A 26,387-nucleotide genomic window follows, 5' to 3' on the forward strand; every position below is an offset into this window, starting at 1 on the left:
GGGCGGCAGCGGCCAATCCGCTGCCGCCCTTTTCTATTGCCTCCGGCGCGTCGGCTAGCCTTTCCCGCTCGCGAGAGACAAGGTCCGGTCTTCTTGCTAGGTTCGGCGGGATGAGCCTTTCCCTCCACCCCGACACCCCGCAAGCCAGGACGCTGCCAAGCGCGGCGCCGGTTGCCGTCGCGTCCGGCACGACGCCAGGGCAGGGGATCAAGAGCCGGCTCTTCACCAAATATGTCGCGCTGTTCGTGGCTGTCGTCGCGATCGCGCTGCTGGCGAACGGGCTGTTCGAGGTCTTCTTCTATTATCGCGAGCACAAGTCCGCTCTGATCCGGGTTCAGCATGAACAGGCGGAGGCGGCCGCGGCCAAGATCGGTCAGTTCGTCAAGGAGATCGAGAGCCAGCTCGGCTGGACCACGCAGCTGCCGTGGTCGGCGGGCTCGATCGAGCAGCGCCGGTTCGATGCGCTGCGGCTGCTGCGCCAAGTCCCCGCGGTCACCGAGCTCGCCCAGGTCGATGCGACCGGCAGGGAGCGGCTGCGGGTCTCGCGGCTCGCCATGGACGCGATCGACAGCGGCATCGATCTGTCGGACGATCCGAAGTTCACCGAGGCGGTCGCGCACAAGGTCTTTTACGGTCCGGTCTATTTTCGCAGGGAGTCCGAGCCGTACATGACCCTGGCCCAGGCCGGGTCGCGCAAGGATGCCGGCGTCAGTATCGCGGAGGTCAATCTCAAGCTGATCTGGGACGTTGTGTCCCAGATCAAGGTCGGCGAGCACGGACACGCCTACGTGGTCGGCCCGGAAGGACGCCTGATCGCGCACCCCGATATCAGCCTGGTCCTGCGCAACACCGACATGTCTGGTCTCACCCAGGTGCGCGCCGCGCTTGCCGGAGGCAGCGCCACGCTCGACGCGCTTTCCGAAGCGCGCAATCTCCAGGGACAGAAGGTGCTGACCGCATCGGCCCCGATCGCGCCGCTGCACTGGACCATGTTCGTCGAGCTCCCGGTCGAGGAGGCCTATGCGGCGCTCTATGCCGCGTTGGAACGGCTCGCATTCGTGCTGCTCGCGGCGTCGATCTTCGCGGTGCTCGCCGGGATATTCCTCGCGCGCCGCATGGTCGGGCCGATCCAGGCGCTGCGGAGCGGCGCCGAGCGCATCGGCAGCGGCGATTTCTCCCAGCGCATCTCGATCAGAACCGGTGACGAGCTCGAGGGTCTCGCAGACCAGTTCAACCACATGGGCGAGCGCCTGCAGGAATCGTATGCAGACCTCGAGAACAAGGTGGAGCAGCGGACCGCAGAACTCCGGCAATCCCTCGACGATCTTCGCACTGCGCAGGACCGCCTGATCCAGACCGAGAAGCTCGCGTCCCTCGGCCAGCTCACGGCGGGGATCGCGCACGAGATCAAGAACCCGCTCAATTTCGTCAACAATTTCTCGGCGGTGTCGACGGAGCTGATCGACGAGCTCAACGAAGCGCTGCAAGGGGCCTCGCTCGACGGCAAGACAAAGGAGGAGGTCGACGAGCTGACCGGCATGCTCAGGAGCAACCTCGAAAAGGTGGTGCAGCACGGCAAGCGCGCCGATTCTATCGTCAGGAACATGCTGCTGCATTCGCGCGAGGGCTCCGGCGAGCATCGCCCCAGCGATATCAACGCGATCCTGGAGGAGAGCCTTAATCTCGCCTATCACGGCGCACGTGTCGAAAGGCCCGGCTTCAACGTCACAATCGAGCGCGGCTTCGACCCCGCCGCGGGCATGGTCGATGTTTATCCGCAGGAAATCACGCGCGTCTTCCTCAATCTGATCTCGAACGGCTTCTACGCCACCGTCAAGCGCAAGGAGAGCGCCGCAGACGCCTTCGAGCCCACGTTGCGCGCGGCAACCAAAACTCTCGGCGACAAGCTCGAGATCCGTATTCGCGACAATGGCACCGGGATCCCGTCGGAGGTGAGGGAGAAGATGTTCAATCCCTTCTTCACCACCAAGCCGGCCGGCGAGGGCACCGGGCTCGGCCTTTCCATGAGCCATGACATCGTGGTGAATCAGCACGGCGGCACCATCGACGTGAACACCGAGCCCGGTGTGTTCACCGAATTCATCATCACCCTGCCGCGCATGATGGCGGCGGGCGACACTTCCGGAGGCAAGACTTGAACGTTTATATTCTGGTCGTCGATGACGAGCCCGACGTCGAGGCGCTGTTCCGGCAGCAGTTCCGGCGCGATTTGCGCACCGGCCGCTTCCAGATGGAATTCGCGCCGTCCGCGCCCGATGCGCTGAAGCTCGCCGCCGAGGTTCGCGATCCCTCGTTGATCCTGATTCTGTCCGACATCAACATGCCCGGCATGAGCGGGCTCGACATGCTGCCGAAGGTACGTGATGCGCATCCTGACGTTCCCGTCATCATGATCACCGCCTATGGAGATGCCGAGACGCGTCGGAAGGCGATCGAGCGTGGCGCAGTCGGGCTTCTGACCAAGCCGATCGATTTCGCGCTGCTGCGGCAGGAAATCGACACGAGGCTCGAGCAAGCCGCATGACCGCGACCATCCTCTTCGTCGACGACGAGCCGGATCTCGAGGCGTTGGTCCTGCAAAAATTCCGTAGGCAGATTCGCGATGGGTCGGTAACGATCATGTTCGCGCGCGACGGCCTCGAAGCGCTGCAATCGCTCGAGCAGAACCCGCATGTCGACATGGTAGTTTCCGACATCAACATGCCCAGGATGGACGGGTTGTCGCTGCTGGCGAAGCTCCAGGAAGCCGAAGACAAGAAGTCCACCATCATCGTGTCGGCCTATGGCGACATGAGCAATATCCGCACTGCAATGAACCGCGGTGCGTTCGACTTCCTGACCAAACCAATCGATTTCGCCGACCTGGAGATGACGATCCAGAAGACTATCCGCCACATCGAAATGCTGCGAGAGGTGCGAGGCCGCCAGGCGGAAGCCGAGCGCGCTCACGCCGCGCTCTCGCGTCATTTCTCGCCCGAGCTCGCCAAGCGTCTCGCGGCAGGGAGCGAAGGCAGGGGGATCGAAGTACAGTGGCGCGATATCGCGACCATTTTCACTGATATTACCGGCTTTACCTCGCTGGTCGAGAGTGCGCCGCCGGAGACGCTGGGCGCGCTTCTCAACGAGTATGTCGGCGGGATGACAGAGATCGTCTTCGCGCATGAGGGGACGGTTGCCAAGATCATCGGCGATGCAATCCAGGTGCTCTTCAACGCGCCCGGGGATCAGCCGGACTATGCGACGCGCGCGGTCGCCTGTGCGCACGATCTCGACGCTTGGGCGGAGGATTTTTCCGCGCGCTGGAAGGTGAGAGGCGTGAATTTCGGTACCACCCGCATCGGCATTCACGCCGGGCCGGCGCTGGTCGGAAATTTCGGCGGCAACCGGTTTTTCGACTACACCGCGTATGGCGACTCCATCAACATCGCGGCGCGACTGGAAACCGCGAACAAGCATCTGGGCACGCGGATTTGCGTCAGTGCCGGCATCGCCGAGGCGGCTGAGAAATTTCGGGGTCGTTCCGTCGGGGAGCTGATGCTGCGTGGACGCAGCGAACCGTTGCGCGCGTTCGAGCCGCTGACGCCGGCCCAATTCGCTGCGCCGGAAACGGCGCTGTATTCCGAGGCTTTTGCCAAGATGGCGGCCGGTGATGCCGCGGCCATGCCGGCCTTCGCCGCGCTGGTCGGCATGCATGCCGACGATACGCTGGCCGGCTTTCACCTGAAGCGCCTGCTTAATGGCGCCAAGGGCATTCGCATGCAACTGGAATAGGAATCCGATATGATTGGTGAATTCTCCGCCGGCAATTACCGCTTCATTCCGTCCGTATTCCAGTATTCGGCCGGTGCGGCCGCGGACGACGGCTACGAGATCGAGCGCGTCCGCTTCGACCGCCTGGTGCCGCTCGCGGAAGGGTTTGCGCTTGCCGCGAAGTATATTCAGGAGGCGGGACGGCCGCTGACGGCGTTCTGCGCCTGCGAGCTGCGCTCGCCCGCGGCCTTCAGCGAGGAAGGCTTTCGCGCGTTCAACCTGCACTATGTGAAGACGCTGTCCGAATGGGACATCTTCGATGGCACTACCAATCCGGTGGCGCGCAGCAATGTCTGTCCAGAGATCGACCCGCCGGCCGAGCCGTCGTTCTATGCGTTCTCCTTCACGCGGCCGACAGGCTCGAAGATGCCGAGCTTCGTGATCGCCGGCGGCGCCGAGGCGCGCGAGGGCAGTGGGACCTATGTCGAGCGCACCGTGCGCTACCGCGACCTCAGCCCGGAAGGCCTTCGCGAGAAGGTGCGCTATACGACGACATCGCAGATGGAAAACAGGATGACGGCCTTCGGCTTCGGCTGGAAGGACACGACCGGCGTGCAGGCGTATTCCGTGCACGACTTCCACCACGCACTGGTCGACGAGCTGGTCCGCCGCGGGGCGTTACGGTCCGGCCTGACCTGGCACTATGCCCGGCCGCCGGTGGTCGATCTCGAATACGAGATGGATTGCCGCCGCGTGATGCGCGAGTTCGTGATCTAGCGCTGGCGCGGATCGAGCGCGTCGCGCAGGCCGTCGCCGAGCAGGTTCAGCGACAGCACCACGAGGAACATCGCAAGGCCCGGCCAGAGCGCCATCCAGGGCGCCTGGGTCAGGAAGCGCTGCGCTGCGTTGAGCATGCTGCCCCAGGATGGCGCCGGCGGCTGCTGGCCCAGGCCAAGGAAGGACAGCGCAGCTTCGGCGATGATGGCGGCCGCAATCGACAGCGTCGCCTGCACCAGCAGCGCCGGCAGGATGTTCGGCAGGATGTGTGAGAACGCGATCCGCCACGGCGGATTGCCGAGTGCGCGCGCCGCCTCGACATAGTCCTCGGCCTTGACGTTCAACACCTGGCCGCGGGTCAGGCGGATGAAGATCGGGGTTGCCGAGATGCCGATCGCGATCATGGCGTTGCCGAGGCTCGGACCGAGGAATGCGGCGAGCGCGATCGCCAGGATCAGGAATGGGCAGGCCAGCATCGCGTCGGTCATCCGGCTGATCAGCGCATCGACGAAGCCGCCGCGATAGCCGGCGAGCAGGCCGAGCGGAACGCCAACGCCCAGCGCGATCGCGACCGAGATGAGGCCCGCGAGCAGCGACGCGCGCGCGCCGTAGACGACGCGGCTCAGAATGTCGCGACCGAGCTCGTCGGTGCCGAACCAGTGCGCCGCAGTGGGCGGCTTCCGGACCAGGCTCCAGCTCGTCGCGACGGGATCGTAGGGCATGACGAGCGGCGCGAGCAGCGCGAGGCCGACGAACAACGTGACCATGACAAGCCCGAACACTGCGGCCTTGCGTTTGAAGAGGCGCCGCCGGGCGCGCCGCGCCGGGCTGTCCAGCTCGTCAGCTTGCGCGATGGGAGCGGCGGGCAGGGCGGCATCGGTCATGGTCTAGCCCCGCAGCCGCGGATTGACGAGGATGTAGGCGACATCGGCAACCAGGTTCAGCGCGATGTAGACCGTCGCCGTCACCAGCACGACGCCCTGTACCACCGCGTAGTCGCGGTTGAACACGGCATCCACGATCAGTTTGCCGAAGCCGGGAATGGAGAAGATCTGCTCGGTCAGAACCGCCCCCGACAACAGCGTGCCGAGCTCGAGCGCGCCGAGCGTGATGATCGGCGTGAGTGCGTTGCGCATGGCGTGCTTGAGGATGACCGAGCGTTCGGACAATCCCTTGGCGCGTGCGGTGCGGACGTAGTCGCTTTCCAGCACCTGGAGCATGGCGCTCCGGGTGTGCCGCATCAGGACCGCGGAAATCGCGTTGCCGAGCACGAAGGCCGGCATGATGGTGGCGGCGAGGCTCGCACGCCAGTTCTCGGTCAGCGGTACGTAACCGGACGCCGGCAGCCAGCCGAGTTCGATCGAGAACAGGAAGATGAGCATGATGCCGAGCCAGAAATTCGGCGTCGAGATGCCCCACAGCGCGAATAAATTGGCGCCATAGTCCCAGACGGTGCCCTTTTTCACGGCGGAGACGATGCCGGCGGGAATGCCAATCAGGAGCGCGATCAACATTGCCATCGAGCCGAGCTGGAGCGTCACCGGCAGCTTCTGCGCGATCAGCTCGCGCACCGGCATCTTGTTGCGCAGCGACTCTCCGAAATTGCCGGTCAGGACTCCCTTGAGCCAGTAGACGTACTGCACGGGGATCGGCTGATCGAGCCGGTATTGCTGGCGGATCTGCTCGATCACGGCGGGATCGCGCTCCTCGCCGGCCATCACCAGGGCCGGATCGCCCGGCAACAATTGCTGCAGCGAGAAGATCAGCACCGACACGAAGAAAAGTGTCGGCACGATCTGCGCAATGCGGCGGGCGAGGAAATTCAGCATGGCGCCGGCCGCATGTCAGGCGACGCCGTGCTCACTTGAACTTCAGCCCGACCACGCGCACCAGCCCGTCGGGCATCTGCCTATAACCCTGGAGCCTGGTCGTGTGCGCAATCAGAAGCGTGCGGTGGTAGATGTAGATGATCGGCAAATCGTCGAGCAGGATCTTGGCCATCTTTTCGTAGATCGCTTTGCGCTCCGCGACATTGGCGGTCAGCCTTCCTTCTTCCAGCAGCTTATCGGTCTCCGGATTCGAATAGACGCCATCGTTCTGCGGTGCCTTGCTGCGCATGAAGATATAGGAGTTGCCGTCTGGGTCGATGCGGCCGCTCCAGTTAATCTGGAAGATCTGGAACTCGCCGGCCTGGGCCTGCTTGAAGGTGGTCGCGAATTCGACCGCGCGGATCTTGATATCGAAGCCCGCTTCCGCGGCCATCGACTGGACGACTTGGGCAACGGCTTCATTCTCCGCGCCTTTGGGAATCATGTAGTCGACTGTCACTGGCGAAGTGACGCCGGCTTCCTTCAGAAGCGCCTTGGCCTTCGCGATGTCGCGGCCACGAACCGGAAACGCTTTCTGGTAGTAGGGATGGGTGGGGCTGACCCATTGATTGCCCGGCGTGAACTCGCCGTTGAAGACGACCTGGTTGAGGGCCTCGCGATCGATCGACAGATCGAGCGCCTGGCGGACCTTCGCCGATTGGCTCAGCGGCCCCTTGCTCTTGTCGTTGCCAATATTGACCGTGAGGCCGAGATAGCCGAGCTCCGGTGCCGTCGACAGCACGAGCCGCGAATCCGCGCGCACGTCCTTGATGTCGGTGGCGAGCACGCGCTCGATCAGATCGAGCCCACCGGACTTCAGGTTGGCGAGGCGCACCGTGGCGTCCACGATCGGCAGGAACACGACGCGGTCGATATGGATGTTGTCCTTGTTCCAGTAGTCGGCGAATCTCTCGAACACCATGCGGTCCTGCTGCACGCGCTCGACGAATTTGTAGGGACCGGCGCAGACCGGATGCAGGCCGAACTTGTCGCCGGCCTCCTTGGCGGCCTTCGGCGACACCATCATGCCGGAACGGTCGGTCAGCTGGGCGATCAGCGGGGAGTAAGGCGTCTTGAGTACCAGCTTGATGGTCAGGGGATCGACGACCTCGACGTGGTCGACGCTGGCAAGCTCGGACTTGCGGAACGAACCCGGCAGCGTCATGTGACGCTCGATCGAGAACTTTGCCGCTTCCGCGTCGAGCGGCTCGCCATCGTGGAATTTCACGTTGGGCCGCAGCTTGACCGTCATCTCCTTGCCGTCGGCCGAGGTCTCATGAGACAGCGCGAGCTGCGGCACGATGTTGAGCTTCTCGTCGATGTCGAACAGCTTGTCGCAGAAGGCGGAGAACACGATGCGGCCGACATAGGTGCGGCCGATGCTGGGATCGAGGATGTCAGGATCCTCGGCGATGCCGATGCGAAGCGTGGTCTGGGCCTGGGCCTGGGCTTGGGCCGCGCCTATGAGCGACGTCAGCAATGCCGACGCCAGGAGTGCCAAACGCATAGGACTCATCGCTCTCAACCTCTGTTTTACGGCTATGCCGGGTTCGTTCCCAATGAACTAACCCCGCTGCCGCGGACTGCTTCCGGGCCGCCGCTGAAGGCGGCGACCAATTTTTCGAGAACCGGGGAGAAGCCGCCGTCCGTCGGGACGATTGCCTCGGACGACGGCAGTTCCGACGTTCGGTGGCATGCCGTTGCATGTCCGATGCCATCCCGCACGAGCTGAGGCATTTCGCTGCGGCAACGGTCGACGACGTAGGGGCAGCGGGTGTGGAAGCGGCATCCCGGCGGCGGATTGAGCGCGCTGGGAATCTCTCCCTGCAGCACAATCCGGCTGCGCTTTGCCCGCGGTTTAGGCACGGGGATCGCCGACAACAGCGCCCGGCTATAGGGATGGCGGGGCGCGGCGAACAGTGCGTCCGCGGCCGCCGTTTCGACGATCTGGCCGAGATTCATCACCGCCACGTGGTCGGCGATGTGCTTGACCACCGCGAGGTCGTGCGAGACGAAAATGTAGGCCAGCCCAAGCCGGTGCTGGAGCTCGCGCAGCAGATTGAGGATCTGCGAGCGGATCGAGACGTCGAGCGCCGAGACCGGCTCATCGCAGATGATCAGTTTCGGCTCGACCGCGAGGGCGCGGGCGATGGCGATGCGCTGACGCTGGCCGCCGGAGAACTCGTGCGGGTAACGCCGCGCCAGCCGCGGCTCCAGCCCGACCAGCCGCAGAATCTCCTCGACGCGTTCGCGCCGTCGGGCGGGCGGCACCAGATTGTGCAGCGCCAGCGGCTCGGTCAGGATCTGGCCGACGGTCATGCGCGGATTGAGCGAGGCGTAGGGATCCTGAAAGATGATCTGGGCCTCGCGGCGAAAGGCGCGCAGCGCGCCGGCGTCGAAGGCGAGCAGATCGCGGCCTTCGAAACGGATCGTGCCTGCATCCGGCTCGATCAGCCGCAGCACGAGGCGGCTGACGGTGGATTTGCCGCAACCGGATTCGCCGACCAGCGCCAGCGTCTTGCCGGCGTCGAGCGAGAAGGAAACGCCATCGACGGCTTTGACATGCGCCAGCGCCCGGCCGAACAGCGAACGCTCGGCGACGAAATGCTTGACCAGGCCATCGACCTCGAGGAGCGCCATCACGACACCAGACGTTCGAGCGGCGCGCGGATGCAGCGCGAGAGGTGGCCGGGACTGACTTCGACCAGCGGCGGCGGCGCCTTGGTGCAGGCGTCCAGCACGAAAGGGCAGCGTGCGGCGAAGCGGCATCCCGCGGGCGGCTGCGCCATGTTCGGGACCATGCCCTCGATCGTGGCAAGCTGTTCGGCGCGATGGTCGAGCCGCGGGATCGAGCCGAGCAGGCCGACGGTGTAGGGATGCTGCGGCGCCGAGAACAGCTCGTCCACCGCCGCGCGCTCGACGATCTCGCCAGCATACATCACCGCGACCTCGTCGCAGACTTCGGCGACGACACCGAGATCGTGGGTGATCAGGATGATGGCCGCGCCGCTCGCCGCCTTCAACTCGCGCATCAGCTCCAGGATCTGGGCCTGAAGGGTGACATCGAGCGCGGTGGTCGGCTCGTCCGCGATCAGCAGCCGCGGGTCGCAGGCGAGCGCCATCGCGATCATGACGCGCTGGCGCATGCCGCCGGAGAGCTTGTGCGGATATTCGTCGATCCGCCGCTCGGGCGAGGGGATGTGGACGCGACGCAGCAGATCGATCGTCCGCTCGCGCGCACTCCTGCGCGAGCCGCCGCGGTGGCGCAGAATCGTCTCGACGATCTGATCGCCGATGGTGAAGCTCGGATTGAGCGAGGTCATCGGCTCCTGAAAGATCATCGCGAGCCGGTTGCCGCGGAGGTCGCGCAGCGTCTGGTCCGACGTCTTGAGCAGGTCGAAACCGTCGAAGCGGATCGCGCCGGAGATTTCCGCGCTCTGTTTCGGCAGCAGGCCCATGATCGCCAGCGACGTCACGCTCTTGCCGCAGCCGGATTCGCCGACGAGGCCGAGCGTCGCGCCATTGGCGACGCTGAGATCGACGCCGTCGACCGCGTGGGTGATGCGGCCGTCGTCGCCGTGAAAACGAATACGCAGTTCGCTGATCTCGATGAGGGGGCTCGGGTTCATGATCGTTTTGCGCGCGCTGCGGCAATGCTGGCGTCGATGACGCTGCGATCGGTGTTGCCGGCCGGGTTCTGCCGCGTCGGCATGGAGGCGCGGAAGTGGACCCAGAGCTCCTGGCTGACGCGTTCGAGCCGCTCGAGCTCGCCGAGCGGATCGGGATGATCGTCGGCGCGGATGTCCAGCGCCGGCCATTCCTCCTCGCCGTGGATCAGGAGCGCGGCGGACTGCTTGCCGCGCTTGTCGCCGCCGGCGGCTTCGCCCCCGCGCATCGCGACGAGCAGGCGGCGTGGGAAGGGCAGGCTGTCATTGGCGATATAGGTTTTTGTGGTCTCGTCGAGCACATCGGCGCCCGCGAGCATGTTGCCCGCGATCGAGAAGCCGCTGCCCGCAATGTGCCCGCACCAATCGACGCAGTCGCGCCCGGTATGCGCGGCAATCGCGCCGCTGGCGTCCATGATGTGGATCTGGCGGCTCTCGCGGCCATCGTCGGTCGCGAGCAGGGCGGCAAGCACGTCGTGGGCGTTGAGACCCTCACGCAGCAGCTTGAGGCCGTCGATGCCGTAATAGGGGTTGACGAAGGCCTGCGTCGCAATAGCACCAAGGCCCGCCGCAATGTAGGGGACACGCGCGCCGACGGCGAAGAAGCGCGTGGCAACAGCGATGCCGAACTGGCCGGTAGCGGAATCGCGCGCGATGATCGACCAGGTCATGTGTTGCCTTTAGCGCCCTGCGGCGTAGCCCTGCATGCCGCGCGGATTGGCGGCGGCGCGGCGGCGCGGTCCGACGCGCGAGGCCGCGGTGAGGCGGCCTTCCGACCAGTCCGGTCCGACCTCGACGATATGTCCGCGTTCGCGAAGATTGTCGATCGTCGCTTTCGGCACACGGTTCTCGACCACGAGCACGCCGGGGCGCGCGGTTCGAGGCCAGAACGAGATCGGGAAATGCTCGGAGTGCCAGGCCGGGGCGTCAATCGCCTCCTGGAGATTGAGGTTGCAATGGACGTGCCGCAGGAAAAACTGCGTGATCCATTGATCCTGCTGGTCGCCGCCGGGCGAGCCCCAGGCGAGATAAGGCTCGCCGTCGCGCAATGCCATGGTTGGGGACAGCGTGGTGCGCGGCCGCTTGCCCGGCGCGAGCGAGCTCGGTTGATTCTCCTCCAAATCGAACATTTGTGCGCGGCTGCCGAGGCAGAAACCCAGCTCGGGAATGACAGGTGAGGATTGCAGCCAGCCTCCCGACGGCGTCGACGACACCATGTTGCCAGCCTTGTCGATGATGTCGAAATGCACGGTGTCGCCGCGCACCTCGCCGAAGCGCCCCACGGTTGGTTCGCCGGCGCCGAGCGCGCCGACGGCCTCGCGTTGGCCTTCGGCGCGGCGCAACTTGACGACGCCGCCGAAGCCCTCGACCGCACCAGGCCGGAGATCGAGCGAAGCCTTGTCGGTGACGAGCTTGCGGCGCTCGTTGTTGTAGGCATCCGACAGCAGCGTTCCGATCGGGATCTCGCTGAACTCAGGGTCGCCGTAGAATTTTTCGCGGTCGGCGAAGGCGAGCTTGGCGCATTCGATCTGGAGATGGATGAATTCCGGCCCGGTCGGGTCGAGCCCATCGAGCGCAAAACCCTTCAGCAGCGCGAGCTGCTGCAGCGTCACCGGTCCCTGGCTCCAGACCCCTGCCTTGCAGACAGTGTAGCGGCCATAATCGTAGGTGAGCGGGGCCTCGACCGTCGGCTGCCAGCGCGCCATGTCATCGGCCGACAGCACACCGCGATGCGGCGAACCGCTGACGTCCATCACCTCCTGCGTCCGGCAGAATTTGTCGATGGCTTCCGCGACGAAGCCCTGCGACCACGCCTTGCGTGCGCGCTCGATCTCGGCGTCGCGGCCGCCGCCGCCGCTTTCGGCCTCGCTCAGGATTCGTGCGTAGGTCGCTGCAAGTGTCTTGTTGGTGAAGAGCGTGCCGGGCTTTGGCACTTCGCCGTTCGGGAGATAGACGGCGGCTGACGTCGGCCAGTGCTTGCGGAATAATTGCTCGACGGTCTGGATCGTGGCGCAGGCGCGCTCGACCAGCGGATAGCCGTCGCGCGCATAGGAGATCGCGGGCTCCAGCACGTCGCGCAGGCGCATCGTGCCGTAGTCACGCAGCAGCATCATCCAGGACTCGAAGGTGCCGGGGACGCAGGCCGCGAGCAGGCCGGTGCCGGGCACCATGTCGAGGCCTTCGTTCTTGTAATGCGCGATGGTGGCGCGGGCCGGGGCGGGACCTTGGCCGCAGATCACCTCGGTGCGGCCGCACTTCACGTCGTGCACGATGATCGGAACGTCGCCGCCGGGGCCGTTCAGATGCGGCTCGACCACCTGGAGCGTGAAAGCGGTGGCGACGCCGGCGTCAAAGGCGTTGCCGCCCTTTTCCAGGATAGCCATGCCGATAGCGGTCGCGATCCAGTGCGTGGTCGCGACGACCCCGAAGGTGCCCTCGATCTCGGGGCGTGTCGTGAAGGGATCGGGATTGACGATGCTGGCCATGGACTACCTCATTTGCGGCGCGCGCAATTGATCACAGGGCCAGGCCGCCGCCAAATGCGCAGGCTGCATGGCACGCGCGCGTCATGCCGGTACCGGCGCGGTGTTGACTGCGTGGCAGGCGACGCCGTCGATCAATTCAGGTGCTTCCTTGCGGCAGAGATCGAATGCCAGCGGGCAGCGCGGATTGAAGGCGCACCCGGGCGGCGGATTGATCGGGTTCGGGATCTCGCCCTTGACCGGAATGCGCTGGCGGCCGCTCATGGCAAGATCGGGCACGGCGCCGAGCAGCATCTTGGTGTAGGGCATGCGCGGCCGGGCAAACAGCTCGCGTCCTTCCGCGATCTCGACGATGCGGCCGAGATACATCACGCCGACGCGGGTCGCCATGTGGCGGACCACGGCGAGGTTGTGGCTGATGAACATGTAGGTCAGGCCGAACTTGTCCTGGAGGTCGCGCATCAGGTTCAGGATCTGCGCCTGCACGGAGACGTCGAGCGCGGAGGTTGGCTCGTCGCAGACGATGAACTCTGCGTCGGAGGCGAGCGCGCGCGCGATCGCGATGCGCTGACGCTGGCCGCCCGAGAATTCGTGCGGAAATTTCAACCTGTCGTCGGGATGCAGGCCGACCAGGGTGAGAAGCTCTCCGACGCGCGCCTGGATGTCGCGCTCGCCCTCGATCAGGTCGAAAGCACGGATCGGCTCGGAGATGATGGCGTCGACCCGGAAGCGTGGGTTCAGGCTCGCATAGGGATCCTGAAAGATCATCTGGATGCGGCGGCGTAGCTTTCGGCGTGCCGGTGCCTGCCGTGGGTCGGTCATCGAGACGCCGTCGATCAGCACGTCGCCGGAGCTCGGCGGCAGCAGGCCGACGACCATCCGCGCCACCGTGGTCTTGCCCGAGCCGGACTCGCCGACCAGCGCGAAAGTCTCGCCCTTCCTGATGTCGAAGGTGACGCCGTCGACAGCTTTGAGGTATTCGAGATGGCCGCCCTCGAGGACGCGGTTGAGCCAGGGTTTCGAGACGTCGAAGACGCGCCGCAGATTTGTGGCCTGGACGAAGGAAGTGCTCATGCCGCGCTCTCCGCCGGCACGCTGTCATAGAGGTGGCAGGCGACGGATTGCGTGCCGCGCGGCAGCGGCTCCGGTCTCTCCACGCGGCATCGGTCGAAGGCGAATGCGCAGCGCGGATTGAACGAACAGCCACGCGGGATCGCCGACAGGCGCGGCATGGAGCCGGGGATCTGTACCAGACGCTTGTCGTCGCCGGCAAGGGTCGGGATCGCGCCCATCAGGCCCTTGGCATAAGGGTGCAGCGGGTTCCTGACGACGTCCTGCACCGGACCGATCTCGGCGACGCGGCCGGCATACATCACCGCCACACGGTCGGATGCCTCCGCGATGACGCCCATGTCGTGCGTCACCAGCATCACGGCGGTGCCGTGGTCGCGTCCGAGTCGCTTGATGAGCGAGATGATTTGCGCCTGTACGGAGACGTCGAGCGCGGTGGTCGGCTCGTCCGCGATGATCAGCTCGGGTTCGGCGCAGATCGCGAGCGCAATCACCACGCGCTGGCGCATGCCACCGGAGAATTCGTGCGGATAGCCGTCGATGCGCTTTTCGGGCGCGGGAATGCCGACCTCGGCGAGCAGATCGATGGCGCGGCGACGGGCGGCGGTCTCGGACAGGTTCAGATGGGTTCTGATCGTCTCGATGAGCTGGTCGCCGACGCGATAGAGCGGATTGAGCGAGGTGAGCGGATCCTGGAAGATCATGCCGATCCGTTTTCCCCGGATACGACGCATCTCCTCCGGCGGTAAATTGTCGATGCGAAGGCCCGCAAGACGAATCTCGCCGCCGGCGATGCGGCCGGGCGGATCGATCAGGCCGATCACGGCCAGACCCGTGACCGACTTGCCGGCGCCGGATTCGCCGACCACGCCGAGGACCTCGCCCTTGGCGATGTCGAAGGAGACGCCGTCGATTGCGCGCAGCGTGCCGCGACGGGAGGCGAATTCGACCTGAAGATTACGCACGGAGAGAATGGGGTCGGTCATGAGCGAGACGCTCTCGTCGAAATTTTGGTCATCGAAGTTCTGCTCATCGGAGCTTCGGGTTGAGCGCGTCGCGCAGCCAGTCGCCGAGCAGGTTGATCGACAGGATCAAACTGGCGAGCGCGATACCAGGGAAGGCCACGATCCACCATTCGCCCGCGAACAGGTAGTTGTTGCCGATGCGGATCAACGTGCCGAGCGAGGGCATTGTGTCGGGCAGGCCGACGCCGAGGAAGGACAGCGTCGCCTCGGTGATGATGGCGAGCGCGAGGTTGATCGTGGCGATGACCAGGATCGGGCCCATCGTGTTTGGCAGCACATGGCGGAACATGATCTTTGGCGCGGGAAGGCCGATCAGTTGCGCGGCAGCCACGTAATCCTTGTTCTTCTCGACCATCACGGAGCCGCGTACCGTCCGCGCATACCCCACCCAGAAACTCAGGCCGATCGAGATCACCAGCACGACCAGCATGCTGGTTGCATCCAGCCGGTTGCCGAGGATGGATTTCGCGATGCCGTTGACCAGCAGCGCGATCAGGATGGCGGGGAAAGTGAGTTGCACGTCGGCGATCCGCATGATCACGCCGTCCACCGCGCCGCCGAAATAGCCGGCGATCAGGCCAAGCGCGATGCCGAGCGCGCCAGCGAAGATCACGCCGGCCACGCCGACGGCGAGCGAGATCCGCAGCCCGTAGAGAATGGCGGAGAACACGTCGCGGCCCTGCTCGTCGGTGCCGAGCAGGAACGGGCTCTGGCCCTCGGCGGTCCAGAGCGGTGAGATCCTGGAATTCATCAATTGGAGCTGTGCCGGATCGAACGGGTCCTGCACCGCAAGCGCGGAGGCAAAGATCGCGAGCAGGAAGAACAGCACGGTAATGGCTGCCGCCACCATGGTCAGTTTGGATCGGCGAAACGAATAGAAGATGTCGCTGTCGAGTGCGCGGCTGAACCAGCTACGGGCGGCATGCGTCGGCAGCGTGCTCGGCTTGTCGGGATTGGAGGCGACCACTTCGGACATGCAGGCTGCCTTATGTGGCGCGGCCGACGGTCGCGCGCAGGCGCGGATCGACGACGGTGTAGAGAATGTCCACCACCAGATTGATGGTGACGAAAATCAGCGAGACCATCAGCAGGTAGGCGGCCATAATCGGGATATCGACATTTTGCACGGCCTGCACGAACAGAAGTCCCATGCCGGGCCATTGGAACACAGTTTCGGTGATGATCGAAAATGCAATAACCGAGCCAAACTGCAGGCCCGCCACCGTGATCACGGGAATCAGCGTGTTCTTCAGCGCGTGCCCGAAATGAATGGCACGGGTCGTCAGCCCGCGGGCGCGGGCAAAGCGGATATAGTCGGTCCGAAGCACTTCCAGCATCTCCGCGCGCACCAGCCGCATGATCAGTGTCATCTGGAACAGCCCGAGCGTGATCGAGGGCATGATCAGCGCCTTCAGGCCCGACAATGTGAGCAGGCCCGTGGTCCACCAGCCGAGCTTGACGACCTCGCCGCGGCCGAACGACGGCAACCAGCCCAATGTCACCGCGAACAGATAGATCAGAAGGATGCCGATCAGGAAAGTCGGCAGCGAGATGCCGATCAGCGAAACCGCCTGGAATAATTTGGCGAGCAGGGTGTCGCGCCTGAGCGCCGAATAGACGCCCATCAGGATGCCGGACACCATTGCAAAGACGGTCGCGCAGATCGCAAGTTCCAGCGTGGCGGGCATACGCTCCATCAACAGCGTCGAGACCGGCTGCCGGAACTGATAGGAGACGCCGAACTTGAATTGCGCGGCATCGGCGAAATAGCGCACGAACTGCACCGGCACGGGATCATCGAGGCCCAGCGACTTGCGCACGGCGGCGCGTTCGGCCGCCGGCGTATCAAGCGAGACGATCTGATTGATGGGGTCGCCGGCGAAGCGGAACATCGAGAACGCGATGATGCCGACGGCGAACATGACGCCGATGGCCTGAACGGCCCGGCGAAGAGTGAAAGCGAGCATGCCTTCCACTTTCCTTGAGTGTGCGTCTGGCGGACGTCTGTGTCAGCCGAAAAAGGAAAGGTCCCGGAAGCCTGACGCTGCCGGGACCTCGTATTCGACTGACGCTATTCCTTCTTGGTCGCCCAGTGGAACATGACCAGATTGTCGGCGCGCTGCGGCAGGTTGACCTTTTTCGATACGCCCCAGGCCAGCGCCTGCTGGTGCAGCGGAATATAGGCCCAGTCCTTGATGCTGATCTCATACGCCTGCTTGATCAGCTGATTGCGTTTGGCGGTGTCGGTTTCGACCAGCACCTTGTCGGTGATGGCGTCGAATTCCTTGTTGCAATAGCCGCCAAGATTGGCTTCGCCCCGCGAGGATTTCGCGTCGTCACGGCACCCCATGATGTCGTTCAGCACATTGTGGGAGTCCATCGTGCTCGGCGTCCAGCCCAGCATAAAGAAAGAGGTCTGGTAGCCACCCTGCTTCAGAACCTTGGCGAAGTACTGCGCCTTGGGTTGTGCCAGGAGGTTGATCTTGACGCCGATGCGCGCAAGCATGCCGACCACAGCCTGGCAAATCGCTGCGTCATTGACGTAGCGGTCGTTCGGGCAATCCATGGTGACCTCGAAGCCGTCGGGGTAGCCGGCCTCGGTCAGGAGCTTCTTGGCGCCGTCAGGATCGAATTTGGGACGCGTGAACTCCTTGGACAGTGCGAACAGTTCGGGCGCGATCATCAGTGCCGACGGTGTCGACAGTCCCCGCATCACGCGCGTCTTGATCAGCTCGATATCGATCGCCTTGTAGAAGGCCTCCCGCACCTTGACGTCCTTGAACGGGTTCTTGCCCTTGATGTTGGAGTAGAGCAACTCATCGCGGACCGTGTCGAATCCGATGAAGATGGTGCGTAGCTCCGGCGCCTTCAGCACCTGGGCATTCGGGCTCGCATCGACACGGGAGATGTCCTGAATCGGCACCGGCTCGATCACGTCGACCTCGCCCGAAAGCAGCGCAGCGACTCGGGTGGCGTCGGAGGCGATCGGGGTGAAGATGATCTCCTTCAGGTTGCCTTCCATCTTGCCCCAATAATTGGGGTTCGCCTTGAACACGGTCTTCACGCCGGGCTGATGGCTCTCGATGATGAAGGGACCGGTACCGTTTTCGTGCAGCGAAGCGTAGCTCGGCGAGGTCGCTGACACCGGCGTCGGCTCGACCGCCTTGTTCTCCTCGGCCCACTTCTTGTCCATGATGTACCAGACGTCCCATGCCGAATGCAGGATGGGATTGGGCGAAGGCAGCACGAAGTCGACCGTGTAGTCGTCGACCTTGACGACCTTGACGTTGGGCGCCAGGCGGGTCTGCATGTTCGAGTTTTTGTTTCGAACGCGATCGGCGGAGAACAGCACGTCGTCGGCGGTGAAGGGGTCGCCGTTGTGGAATTTTACGCCCTTGCGCAAATGGAAGCGCCAGCGGGTCGGCTCCGGAGTTTCCCAGCTCTCCGCCAGCGCCGGAATGATCTTGAGGTCCTTGTCGCGGGCGGTGAGGCCCTGATAGACGTGACCGAGATGGGCGTGGGTGGTGGACTCGTTCAGGGAGTAGGGATCAAGCGACTTCAGGTCGCCCTGGTTGGCATAGCGCAGCGTCTGGCTCGACGCCGGCGACATCGTCAACGCAAGCATACCGGCGAGCGTCGCCGCAAACAGAGTTCGACCGACTGACATTCTTGACCCTCTCAACTCTGCCGCGCCGTGATTTTTGATTGTTCGGCGGGCGTCCCAATCCATGTTGCCCAGACTTCTCGACCCGTGCAAGCGCCATTCCAGCAAGGAACGCGCCAAGTTGCACCGCTGTGCAGCAATGGTGACCGGCATTGAGGGATGGATGGGCGCGGGCGGGCAATTTTGATTGACCATATCCGCCGATCGAGGAAGCCGGAGGCCGCCACCGCCCTCAGGTCGCTTGCGTTGCACACCGTCTCGCGGCGATACTGCAGCAGGCCGCTCGAATCTCATCTGGAGGGGACATGAAAGTTAATATCGAAATCGACTGCACCCCCCTCGAAGCCCGCCAGTTCATCGGATTGCCCGATCTGGCACCGATGCAGACGGCGGTGATGGACAAGCTGCAGCAGCAGGTCTTGAGCAACATCGACAAGGTCTCGCCGGAATCGCTGATCCAGAGCTGGTTCACCTTCGATCCAAAGCTTGCCGAGCGGTTTCAGGACATGTTCGTCACCATGGCCGGTCTCGGCGGCACGCGCAGCGGCGATAAGAAGAAATAATGCCGCCCGGTCCGGACGGGCCGCAGACCTCCGGCCGGCTTCGTCCGCCGGGCCTTGCTTTGCTGCTTGCCGAATCCCGTGGGTTGCTCGAACTCAACGCCAGCCTGCTGCTGTCGCCGGTCCTGATGCGGGCGCCCAAAGGCGATGGCCATCCGGTGCTGGCGCTGCCTGGCTTCCTCGCCAGCGACCTCTCGATGGCGCCGATGCGGCGCTATCTCAGCGAGCTCGGCTATGAGGCACATGCCTGGCGGATGGGCCGTAATTTCGGCGGGTTCGGACGGATGCGGGATTCGTTGCGCGCCCGTCTCGCCGAAATCCATGCTGCGAGCGGACGCAAGGTCAGCCTGGTCGGATGGAGTCTCGGCGGCGTCTATGCGCGCGATCTCGCGCTGCAGGCGCCCGACATGGTCCGCAACGTCATCACGCTCGGCAGCCCTTTTGCCAATGACGTACGGGCGACCAATGCGACGCGGCTCTACGAGATGATGTCCGGCGAGCGTGTCGAGGATTTCGCCGAGCTGCGCGCGGCGATCGCTGGCGATCTTCCGGTGCCGGCGACGTCGATCTATTCGCGCGCGGACGGCATCGTGAACTGGCGGACCTGCCTGCTGCGTCCCTCCGACCGTGCCGAGAACATCGAAGTGCACCTGGCGAGCCATATCGGGCTTGGGGTGAATCCCGCAGCGCTGTGGGCCGTGGCAGACCGCCTTGCGCAACCGGAGGGGGAGTTCTGGCCATTTGACCGGGCAGGGCCGTTTGCCATTGCATATGCCCCGCCGGAACAGGCAGTATCGGCCTGACGAGAAGCGCCGCCTAAGGCGCCCGTCAAATACTCGGGAGGGAACTATGGCTGACGGTAAAAAGCTGTCGTCGCTGGACGCGTCGTTTCTCTATCTGGAAACGCCGGAAATGCCGATGCATGTCGGGAGCATGGCGATCTTTCGCCTGCCGGACGACTACAAGGGCGACTTCTTCGAAGATTTCAAGGCGATGATCGTCTCGCGCCTGCACATCGCGCCGATCCTCAAGGCGCGGCTGGAGAAGGCGCCGCTCGACATCGATCATCCCTCCTGGGTCGAGGACGATCAGTTCGACATCGACCGTCACATCTTTCGCGCCAGCCTGCCGCAGCCGCGCGACCGCGCCACGCTCGAACGCATCGTGGGCTGGATGCACGCCAAGCTCTTGAACCGAGCCCGCCCGCTTTGGGAGTTCTACGTGTTCGAGGGCATGAAGGACAACGAGGTCGGGCTTTATTCGAAGATGCATCATGCCGCCATCGACGGCGGCGCCGGTGCGGCGCTGACCAACATGATCTACGATATCTCGCCGATCCCGCGGAAGGTCGATCCGCCGACCGCGGGAGCGAAGCCCGCGCAGGAGCCGCGCGACATCGCTGCGAACCTGGTCGATTCCTACCAGCAGCTCTTCACCCAGCCGCTCGATGCATCGGCGGCCGCCAAGAACCTGCAACTGCCGCGCACCGGCAAGAGCGACATCGGTTCGATCCTGTTCGACAATGCGATGTACCAGATCGAGAGTGCGGTGCGCTTTGCCGGCAACATCCCGACCATGGTCAAGAGCGTCTCGGACGTGCTCGGCAAGATATCCGATCCCAAATCGCGCGAGAGCCTCGCCAGCATGGTGTCGCCGCCGACCATGCTCAACAAATCGATCTCGTCCGAGCGCAGCTTCGCCGGGGTCTCGATCTCGCTGTCGCGATCCAAGGCGCTGGCCAAGCAGGCCGGCGGCAAGCTCAACGACGTCGTGCTGGCGCTCGCCTCTGGCGTGGTCCGGCGCTACCTCCAGCAACACGGAATGCTGCCGGCGAAGTCCCTGACCGCCGCCGTGCCGATCTCGCTGCGCGAGGAGGGCAACACCGAGGCCAACAACCAGGTGTTCGGCATGATCTGTTCGATCGCAACCAACATCGACGATCCCAAGGCACGCCTGGAAGCCATTATCGCGCAATCGACCAAGTCCAAGGAGATGTCGCATCCGCTCCGGGCACTGATGCCGCAGATATCCAATATCTCGATGCTGGGCGCGCCGATCGTCGTGCAGATCATGGCGCTGCTCTACAGCCGCTCCGATTTGTCGGATGTGCTGCCGCCGGCTGCGAACATCACGGTGTCCAACGTGCCGGGGCCGCGGCAGACGCTTTACGCCGCGGGCGCGGAGCTGTTGCACATCTTCCCGGTGTCGATCTCGACGCACGGGCAGGCGCTCAACATCACCGTGCAGAGCTATCGCGACCAGCTCGATTTCGGCTTCATCGTCGGCGCCAACATCATTCCGCACGTACAGGTGATGTGCGACATGCTGCCGGAAGAATTCGCCGCGCTGGAGGCGGCCTATGCGCCGCCGTCGGCCGACATCAGGGGCGCCGCGGAGTAGGAATGTGTCGATGATTGAAATGCCGCCGCTCAAGTTCGCGCAGACGAACGGAATCCGCATGGGCTACTACGAAGCGGGCCCGGTCACGGACAAGCCGCCGATCGTGCTGTGCCATGGCTGGCCTGAACTCGCATTTTCCTGGCGCCACCAGATCAAGGCGCTGAGCGAGGCCGGCATCCGCGTGATTGCGCCGGACCAGCGCGGCTACGGCGCGAGCGACCGGCCCGAACCGGTCGAGGACTACGACATGGAGCATTTGACCGGCGATCTGGTCGGACTGCTCGATCATCTCGGGGTCGACAAGGCGATCTTCGTCGGCCACGACTGGGGCGGATTCGTCGTCTGGCAGATGCCGCTACGGCATCCTTCGCGCGTCGCCGGTGTGGTCGGCGTCAACACGCCGCATTGGGACCGCGCGCCGATCGATCCGATCGCGCTGTTCCGCCAACGCTTCGGCGATCAGATGTATATCGTCCAATTCCAGGATCCCGCGCGTGAGCCAGACAGGATCTTCGGCAGCCGCGTCGAGCAGACGTTCGACGCGTTCATGCGCAAGCCGCTGGCGCGGCCGGCGGCGAAACCGGAGGAGCCGCCGATCGCTGGTGTCGGCGCCTCGTCAAAGACCAATCTCGCGTTCCCGCAGATGATCGCGGCCTATGATGCAAAGCACGATCCGCGTGCACCGATCCTGTCGGTCGACGAGAAGAAGGTGTTCGTCGATACGTTCACGAAAACCGGCTTCACCGGCGGCATCAACTGGTATCGCAACTTCACCCGCAATTGGGAGCGCGCGAAAGGCCTGGACCATCACGTGCATGTGCCGTCATTGATGATCATGGCCGAGAACGACGCCGTGCTGCCGCCGTCGGCGGCCGACGGCATGGAGACGCTGATATCTGATCTGGAGAAATATCTGGTGAAGGACAGCGGCCATTGGACGCAGCAGGAGAAGCCGGAAGACGTCAGCGCCAAGCTGATCGAATGGCGTAGAAGGCGGTTTGGCTAGCTGATCATTGCGAACTCGTCATGCGACGAGCGAAGCGACGAAGCAATCCAGGCTGCCTCCGCGGACATATTTCTGGATTGCTTCGCTTCGCTCGCAATGACGACATTGAAGCAGGGGGACTACATTTCGATGTCATCCAAGAATCGACTGGATCCGATCCCGCAGCCGCCGACCAAGCCGGTGGTCGGCAACATGCTGTCGCTGGATTCGGCCGCACCGGTGCAGCATCTGACCCGGCTCGCCAAGGAGCTGGGACCGATCTTCTGGCTCGACATGATGGGTTCGCCGATCGTGGTCGTCTCGGGCCACGACCTCGTCGACGAGCTGTCGGACGAGAAGCGTTTCGACAAGACGGTGCGCGGTGCACTGCGGCGGGTGCGCGCGGTCGGCGGCGACGGCCTGTTCACGGCCGATACCAGGGAGCCGAACTGGAGCAAGGCGCACAACATCCTGCTCCAGCCCTTCGGCAACCGCGCCATGCAGTCCTATCACCCGAGCATGGTCGACATTGCCGAGCAGCTCGTCGGCAAATGGGAACGGCTCAACGCCGACGACGAGATCGACGTCGTCCACGACATGACGGCGCTGACGCTGGATACGATCGGACTGTGCGGCTTCGACTATCGCTTCAATTCGTTCTACCGGCGCGACTACCATCCTTTCGTCGAGTCGCTGGTGCGCTCGCTCGAAACGATCATGATGACGCGCGGCCTGCCGTTCGAGCAGCTCTGGATGCAGAAGCGGCGCAAGACCATGGCTGAAGACGTCGACTTCATGAACAAGATGGTCGACGAGATCATTGCGGAGCGCCGCAAGGGAGGCGAGGCGGCCGACGACAAGAAGGATATGCTCGCGGCGATGATGACGGGCGTCGATCGTTCGACCGGCGAGCAGCTCGACGACGTCAACATCCGCTATCAGATCAACACGTTCCTGATCGCCGGCCACGAGACCACCAGCGGCCTGTTGTCCTGCACGCTCTATGCGCTGCTCAAGCACCCCGACATTCTCAAGAAAGCCTATGACGAGGTCGATCGCGTCCTCGGTCCCAATGTCGACGTGCGTCCGACCTATCAACAGGTCACGCAGCTCACCTACATCACGCAGATCTTGAAGGAGGCGCTGCGGCTATGGCCGCCGGCGCCGGCCTATGGCATCTCGCCGCTGAACGACGAGACCATCGGCGGCGGCAAGTACAAGCTCAGGAAAGGCACGTTCACGACCATCCTGGTGACCGCGCTGCATCGTGATCCCTCGGTCTGGGGTCCGAACCCGGACGCGTTCGATCCGGAGAATTTCAGCCGGGAGGCGGAAGCCAAACGGCCGATCAATGCCTGGAAGCCGTTCGGCAACGGCCAGCGCGCCTGCATCGGCCGCGGCTTCGCCATGCACGAGGCTGCGCTCGCGCTCGGCATGATCCTCCAGCGCTTCAAGCTGATCGACCACCAGCGCTACCAGATGCATCTGAAGGAAACGCTGACGATGAAGCCGGAAGGCTTCAAGATCAAGGTCCGTCCGCGCGCCGATCGCGAGCGCGGTGCATATGGCGGACCTGTGGCGGTGTCGTCGGCGCCGAGGGCGCCGCGCCAAACCACCGCGCGTCCCGGCCACAACACGCCGATGCTGGTACTCTACGGCTCCAATCTCGGCACCGCCGAGGAGCTCGCGACGCGCATGGCCGACCTTGCCGAGATCAACGGCTTTGCCGTGCATCTGGGGCCGCTCGACGATTACGTCGGCAAGCTGCCGCGGGAGGGCGGCGTGCTGATCATCTGCGCCTCCTATAACGGGGCGCCGCCGGACAATGCGACGCAATTTGTCAAATGGCTCGGCGACGAGCTGCCGAAGGATGCGTTTGTTAATGTGCGATACGCCGTGTTCGGCTGCGGCAACAGCGACTGGGCCGCGACCTATCAATCGGTGCCGCGCTTCATCGATGAACAGTTATCGGCGCATGGTGCGCGCGCGGTCTATCCGCGCGGCGAAGGCGATGCGCGCAGCGATCTCGACGGTCAGTTTCAGAAATGGTTCCCGGCGGCCGCCCAGGTCGCGACCAAGGAATTCGGCATCGACTGGAATTTCACCCGTACCGCGGAGGACGATCCGCTTTACGCGATCGAGCCGGTCGCGGTAACGGCCGTCAACACCATCGTCGCCCAGGGCGGCGCGGTGGCCATGAAGGTGCTGGTCAACGACGAGCTTCAGAACAAGGCCGGATCCAATCCGTCAGAGCGTTCGACGCGCCACATCGAGGTGCAACTGCCGTCCAACATCAATTACCGCGTCGGTGATCATCTGAGCGTGGTTCCGCGCAACGATCCGACGCTGGTGGATTCGGTCGCCCGTCGCTTTGGCTTCCTGCCGGCCGACCAGATCAGGCTTCAGGTTGCCGAAGGCCGCCGTGCGCAATTGCCAGTCGGCGATGCCGTGTCGGTCGGCCGTCTGCTCAGCGAGTTCGTCGAGCTCCAGCAAGTGGCGACGCGGAAGCAGATCCAGCTCATGGCCGAGCACACCCGCTGCCCGGTGACCAAGCCGAAGCTGCTGGCCTTCCTGGGCGAGGAGCCTGAAACACTCGAGCGCTATCGCAGCGAGATTCTGGCCAGGCGGAAATCGGTGTTCGATCTGCTGCTCGAATATCCGGCCTGCGAATTGCCGTTCCACGTCTATCTGGAAATGCTCTCGCTGCTGGCGCCGCGTTATTATTCGATCTCGTCTTCACCGTCGGTCGACCCGGTTCGTTGCAGCGTCACGGTCGGCGTGGTTGAAGGACCGGCCGCCTCCGGCCGCGGCACCTACAAGGGTATCTGCTCGAACTATCTCGCCAATCGGCGCGCGGGGGACGTGATCCATGCAACCGTGCGTGAGACCAAGGCCGGCTTCCGCCTTCCGGACGATCCGTCCGTGCCGATCGTCATGATCGGCCCGGGCACGGGATTGGCGCCGTTCCGCGGCTTCCTCCAGGAGCGCGCCGCGCGCAAGGCCAAGGGCGCCGCGCTCGGTCCGGCCATGCTGTTTTTCGGCTGCCGGCATCCCGATCAGGATTTTCTCTACGCGGACGAGCTGAAGGCGCTGGCGGCGAGCGGCATCACCGAGCTGTTCACGGCGTTCTCGCGCGCGGAGGGGGCGAAGACCTATGTGCAGCACGCCCTCGCCGCGCAGAAGGACAAGGTCTGGCCGCTGATCGAGCGGGGCGCGATCGTCTATGTCTGTGGCGACGGCAGCAAGATGGAGCCCGACGTGAAGGCGGCGCTGGTCGCGATCCATCGCGAGAAGAGCGGCAGCGATGCCGCCACGGCCGCCCGCTGGATCGAGGAGATGGGCGCCAAGAACCGCTATGTGCTGGACGTGTGGGCGGGAGGGTAGGCCGGCGGCCGGGACATGCTAAAGCTCTTGCATGATTCCCTGGGAAAAGATCGATACCGCGAAAATCCCCGGCTCCGATGAAGAGCTTCGCCTGATGCGGCGAGGCAAGGAGTTCTCCATCAAGCTCGGCACCAACGAGCTGATGAACAACCGCCTGTCAGGCTCGGAAGCCGCGCTCGCCACGCTGGCGGCGAAGCAGATCGAGACGGTCGCAAAGCCTGTTGTCCTCATCGGCGGCCTGGGCATGGGTTTTACTCTGCGTGCGGCGCTCACCGTGCTCGGAAGCAAGGCCAAGATCGTGGTCTGCGAACTCGTGCCGGCGGTAGTCGCCTGGGCGCGGGGCCCGATGGCGCAGGTGTTCGGCGACAGCCTTGATGATGTCAGGGTGAGCATCCGGGAAAGCGACGTCGGCGAAATCATCCGCACGCAGCGGTCGGCCTTCGACGCCATTCTCCTCGACGTCGACAACGGGCCGGAGGGGCTGACCCGGAAGGGCAATGATGCGCTCTACGATGCGAGCGGATTGAAGGCTGCGAAGACGGCGCTGCGGCCGGGGGGCGTGCTCGCTGTCTGGTCCTCGGGACCCAACCCGGCCTTCACCAAGCGGCTCGCAAGCGCCGGCTTCGACGTCAATGAAGTCAACATTCGCGCCACCGGAAGAGGCGGTGGCGCGCGTCACGTGATCTGGTTGGCCAGGAAGAGTTAGGCCGTCTGCGCAGACACCAGTTCAATCC

At 64.3% G+C, this 26,387-nt stretch carries 22 protein-coding genes; 10 read left to right on the forward strand and 12 right to left on the reverse strand.

All coding sequences use genetic code 11. The features are described from left to right. The first annotated feature begins 110 nt into the window (after positions 1-110). The 4 genes from GWG67_RS17365 to GWG67_RS17380 are packed head-to-tail and all read left to right on the forward strand — an operon-like array spanning position 111 to position 4,548. Positions 111-2,159 carry an ATP-binding protein gene (locus GWG67_RS17365; protein WP_275170482.1) on the forward strand — a complete coding sequence of 683 codons (2,049 nt, stop codon included), beginning with the start codon at positions 111-113 and terminating at the stop codon, positions 2,157-2,159. Next, positions 2,156-2,545: a response regulator gene (locus tag GWG67_RS17370; RefSeq protein WP_275170483.1), complete on the forward strand. Its 390-nt coding sequence runs from the start codon at positions 2,156-2,158 to the stop codon at positions 2,543-2,545. The genes GWG67_RS17365 and GWG67_RS17370 overlap by 4 nt, the downstream gene beginning before the upstream one ends. Beyond that, the gene (locus GWG67_RS17375) at positions 2,542-3,792 is read left to right on the forward strand and encodes an adenylate/guanylate cyclase domain-containing protein (RefSeq protein WP_275170484.1); all 1,251 of its coding nucleotides are present in this window, start codon (positions 2,542-2,544) and stop codon (positions 3,790-3,792) included. Before GWG67_RS17370 ends, GWG67_RS17375 begins: the two co-directional genes overlap by 4 nt. A 9-nt stretch (positions 3,793-3,801) precedes the next feature. Beyond that, on the forward strand, positions 3,802-4,548 hold the full coding sequence (locus GWG67_RS17380; RefSeq protein ID WP_275170485.1) for a hypothetical protein: 747 nt from the start codon (positions 3,802-3,804) through the stop codon (positions 4,546-4,548). Here GWG67_RS17380 and GWG67_RS17385 read toward each other — a convergent pair. The 12 genes from GWG67_RS17385 to GWG67_RS17440 form a co-directional block, all read right to left on the reverse strand. After that, complete coding sequence (locus GWG67_RS17385; protein WP_275170486.1) at positions 4,545-5,432, reverse strand: ABC transporter permease; 888 nt, start codon at positions 5,430-5,432, stop codon at positions 4,545-4,547. The genes GWG67_RS17380 and GWG67_RS17385 overlap by 4 nt on opposite strands. 3 nt (positions 5,433-5,435) lie before the next feature. Further along, positions 5,436-6,377: an ABC transporter permease gene (locus tag GWG67_RS17390; RefSeq protein WP_275170487.1), complete on the reverse strand. Its 942-nt coding sequence runs from the start codon at positions 6,375-6,377 to the stop codon at positions 5,436-5,438. A 31-nt stretch (positions 6,378-6,408) separates the two neighbouring features. Then, positions 6,409-7,932, reverse strand: a complete 1,524-nt coding sequence (locus GWG67_RS17395; RefSeq protein WP_275170488.1) for an ABC transporter substrate-binding protein — start codon at positions 7,930-7,932, stop codon at positions 6,409-6,411. Positions 7,933-7,955: 23 nt separating this feature from the next. Further along, positions 7,956-9,056 carry an ABC transporter ATP-binding protein gene (locus GWG67_RS17400; protein WP_275170489.1) on the reverse strand — a complete coding sequence of 367 codons (1,101 nt, stop codon included), beginning with the start codon at positions 9,054-9,056 and terminating at the stop codon, positions 7,956-7,958. Next, the gene (locus tag GWG67_RS17405; RefSeq protein WP_275170490.1) at positions 9,056-10,045 is read right to left on the reverse strand and encodes an ABC transporter ATP-binding protein; all 990 of its coding nucleotides are present in this window, start codon (positions 10,043-10,045) and stop codon (positions 9,056-9,058) included. Before GWG67_RS17405 ends, GWG67_RS17400 begins: the two co-directional genes overlap by 1 nt. After that, positions 10,042-10,752 carry a DUF1028 domain-containing protein gene (locus tag GWG67_RS17410; protein WP_275170491.1) on the reverse strand — a complete coding sequence of 237 codons (711 nt, stop codon included), beginning with the start codon at positions 10,750-10,752 and terminating at the stop codon, positions 10,042-10,044. Before GWG67_RS17410 ends, GWG67_RS17405 begins: the two co-directional genes overlap by 4 nt. Positions 10,753-10,761: 9 nt before the next feature. Continuing rightward, positions 10,762-12,567, reverse strand: coding sequence for a gamma-glutamyltransferase family protein (locus GWG67_RS17415; RefSeq protein ID WP_275170492.1), 1,806 nt, complete (start codon positions 12,565-12,567; stop codon positions 10,762-10,764). Positions 12,568-12,648: 81 nt separating this feature from the next. Beyond that, complete coding sequence (locus tag GWG67_RS17420; RefSeq protein ID WP_275170493.1) at positions 12,649-13,638, reverse strand: ABC transporter ATP-binding protein; 990 nt, start codon at positions 13,636-13,638, stop codon at positions 12,649-12,651. After that, positions 13,635-14,621, reverse strand: a complete 987-nt coding sequence (locus GWG67_RS17425) for an ABC transporter ATP-binding protein (protein ID WP_275170494.1) — start codon at positions 14,619-14,621, stop codon at positions 13,635-13,637. The genes GWG67_RS17420 and GWG67_RS17425 overlap by 4 nt, the downstream gene beginning before the upstream one ends. A gap of 43 nt (positions 14,622-14,664) precedes the next feature. Continuing rightward, entirely contained in the window at positions 14,665-15,636 is a 972-nt protein-coding gene (locus tag GWG67_RS17430) for an ABC transporter permease (RefSeq protein WP_275170495.1), read from the reverse strand. A gap of 10 nt (positions 15,637-15,646) precedes the next feature. Then, positions 15,647-16,627 (reverse strand): ABC transporter permease, encoded by a 981-nt coding sequence (locus GWG67_RS17435; protein WP_007607877.1) that lies wholly within the window; start codon positions 16,625-16,627, stop codon positions 15,647-15,649. Between the two features lie 104 nt (positions 16,628-16,731). Further along, positions 16,732-18,327, reverse strand: coding sequence for an ABC transporter substrate-binding protein (locus GWG67_RS17440; protein ID WP_275170496.1), 1,596 nt, complete (start codon positions 18,325-18,327; stop codon positions 16,732-16,734). 302 nt (positions 18,328-18,629) lie between these two features. Here GWG67_RS17440 and GWG67_RS17445 point away from each other — a divergent pair, with 302 nt between their 5' ends. The 6 genes from GWG67_RS17445 (at position 18,630) to GWG67_RS17470 (ending at position 26,359) form a co-directional block, all read left to right on the forward strand. Further along, complete coding sequence (locus GWG67_RS17445) at positions 18,630-18,887, forward strand: DUF6489 family protein (protein WP_007593837.1); 258 nt, start codon at positions 18,630-18,632, stop codon at positions 18,885-18,887. Further along, complete coding sequence (locus GWG67_RS17450; protein ID WP_275170497.1) at positions 18,887-19,687, forward strand: alpha/beta fold hydrolase; 801 nt, start codon at positions 18,887-18,889, stop codon at positions 19,685-19,687. Before GWG67_RS17445 ends, GWG67_RS17450 begins: the two co-directional genes overlap by 1 nt. 46 nt (positions 19,688-19,733) lie before the next feature. Then, complete coding sequence (locus GWG67_RS17455) at positions 19,734-21,284, forward strand: wax ester/triacylglycerol synthase family O-acyltransferase (protein WP_275170498.1); 1,551 nt, start codon at positions 19,734-19,736, stop codon at positions 21,282-21,284. Between the two features lie 10 nt (positions 21,285-21,294). Beyond that, positions 21,295-22,290 (forward strand): alpha/beta fold hydrolase, encoded by a 996-nt coding sequence (locus GWG67_RS17460; RefSeq protein ID WP_275170693.1) that lies wholly within the window; start codon positions 21,295-21,297, stop codon positions 22,288-22,290. 129 nt (positions 22,291-22,419) lie between these two features. Next, a complete protein-coding gene (locus tag GWG67_RS17465; protein ID WP_275170499.1) occupies positions 22,420-25,653 on the forward strand; it encodes a bifunctional cytochrome P450/NADPH--P450 reductase in 3,234 nt (1,077 codons plus the stop codon). A 31-nt stretch (positions 25,654-25,684) separates the two neighbouring features. Further along, entirely contained in the window at positions 25,685-26,359 is a 675-nt protein-coding gene (locus tag GWG67_RS17470) for a spermidine synthase (protein ID WP_275170500.1), read from the forward strand. Positions 26,360-26,387: the final 28 nt, after the last annotated feature.

The organism is Bradyrhizobium sp. CSS354, assembly GCF_029051725.1.
In the GTDB taxonomy this organism is placed as follows: domain Bacteria; phylum Pseudomonadota; class Alphaproteobacteria; order Rhizobiales; family Xanthobacteraceae; genus Bradyrhizobium.

Bases quoted from the DNA above. Each gene is read 5' to 3' on its own strand.
- GWG67_RS17425 (WP_275170494.1), bottom strand. From the start codon at position 14,621: ATGACCGACCCCATTCTCTCCGTGCGTAATCTTCAGGTCGAATTCGCC.
- GWG67_RS17445 (WP_007593837.1), top strand. From the start codon at position 18,630: ATGAAAGTTAATATCGAAATCGACTGCACCCCCCTCGAAGCCCGCCAG.
- GWG67_RS17400 (WP_275170489.1), bottom strand. From the start codon at position 9,056: ATGGCGCTCCTCGAGGTCGATGGCCTGGTCAAGCATTTCGTCGCCGAG.
- GWG67_RS17390 (WP_275170487.1), bottom strand. From the start codon at position 6,377: ATGCTGAATTTCCTCGCCCGCCGCATTGCGCAGATCGTGCCGACACTT.
- GWG67_RS17395 (WP_275170488.1), bottom strand. From the start codon at position 7,932: ATGAGTCCTATGCGTTTGGCACTCCTGGCGTCGGCATTGCTGACGTCG.
- GWG67_RS17460 (WP_275170693.1), top strand. From the start codon at position 21,295: ATGATTGAAATGCCGCCGCTCAAGTTCGCGCAGACGAACGGAATCCGC.
- GWG67_RS17440 (WP_275170496.1), bottom strand. From the start codon at position 18,327: ATGTCAGTCGGTCGAACTCTGTTTGCGGCGACGCTCGCCGGTATGCTT.
- GWG67_RS17415 (WP_275170492.1), bottom strand. From the start codon at position 12,567: ATGGCCAGCATCGTCAATCCCGATCCCTTCACGACACGCCCCGAGATC.
- GWG67_RS17455 (WP_275170498.1), top strand. From the start codon at position 19,734: ATGGCTGACGGTAAAAAGCTGTCGTCGCTGGACGCGTCGTTTCTCTAT.
- GWG67_RS17465 (WP_275170499.1), top strand. From the start codon at position 22,420: ATGTCATCCAAGAATCGACTGGATCCGATCCCGCAGCCGCCGACCAAG.
- GWG67_RS17430 (WP_275170495.1), bottom strand. From the start codon at position 15,636: ATGTCCGAAGTGGTCGCCTCCAATCCCGACAAGCCGAGCACGCTGCCG.
- GWG67_RS17435 (WP_007607877.1), bottom strand. From the start codon at position 16,627: ATGCTCGCTTTCACTCTTCGCCGGGCCGTTCAGGCCATCGGCGTCATG.
- GWG67_RS17450 (WP_275170497.1), top strand. From the start codon at position 18,887: ATGCCGCCCGGTCCGGACGGGCCGCAGACCTCCGGCCGGCTTCGTCCG.
- GWG67_RS17385 (WP_275170486.1), bottom strand. From the start codon at position 5,432: ATGACCGATGCCGCCCTGCCCGCCGCTCCCATCGCGCAAGCTGACGAG.
- GWG67_RS17410 (WP_275170491.1), bottom strand. From the start codon at position 10,752: ATGACCTGGTCGATCATCGCGCGCGATTCCGCTACCGGCCAGTTCGGC.
- GWG67_RS17420 (WP_275170493.1), bottom strand. From the start codon at position 13,638: ATGAGCACTTCCTTCGTCCAGGCCACAAATCTGCGGCGCGTCTTCGAC.
- GWG67_RS17380 (WP_275170485.1), top strand. From the start codon at position 3,802: ATGATTGGTGAATTCTCCGCCGGCAATTACCGCTTCATTCCGTCCGTA.
- GWG67_RS17365 (WP_275170482.1), top strand. From the start codon at position 111: ATGAGCCTTTCCCTCCACCCCGACACCCCGCAAGCCAGGACGCTGCCA.
- GWG67_RS17405 (WP_275170490.1), bottom strand. From the start codon at position 10,045: ATGAACCCGAGCCCCCTCATCGAGATCAGCGAACTGCGTATTCGTTTT.
- GWG67_RS17375 (WP_275170484.1), top strand. From the start codon at position 2,542: ATGACCGCGACCATCCTCTTCGTCGACGACGAGCCGGATCTCGAGGCG.
- GWG67_RS17470 (WP_275170500.1), top strand. From the start codon at position 25,685: ATGATTCCCTGGGAAAAGATCGATACCGCGAAAATCCCCGGCTCCGAT.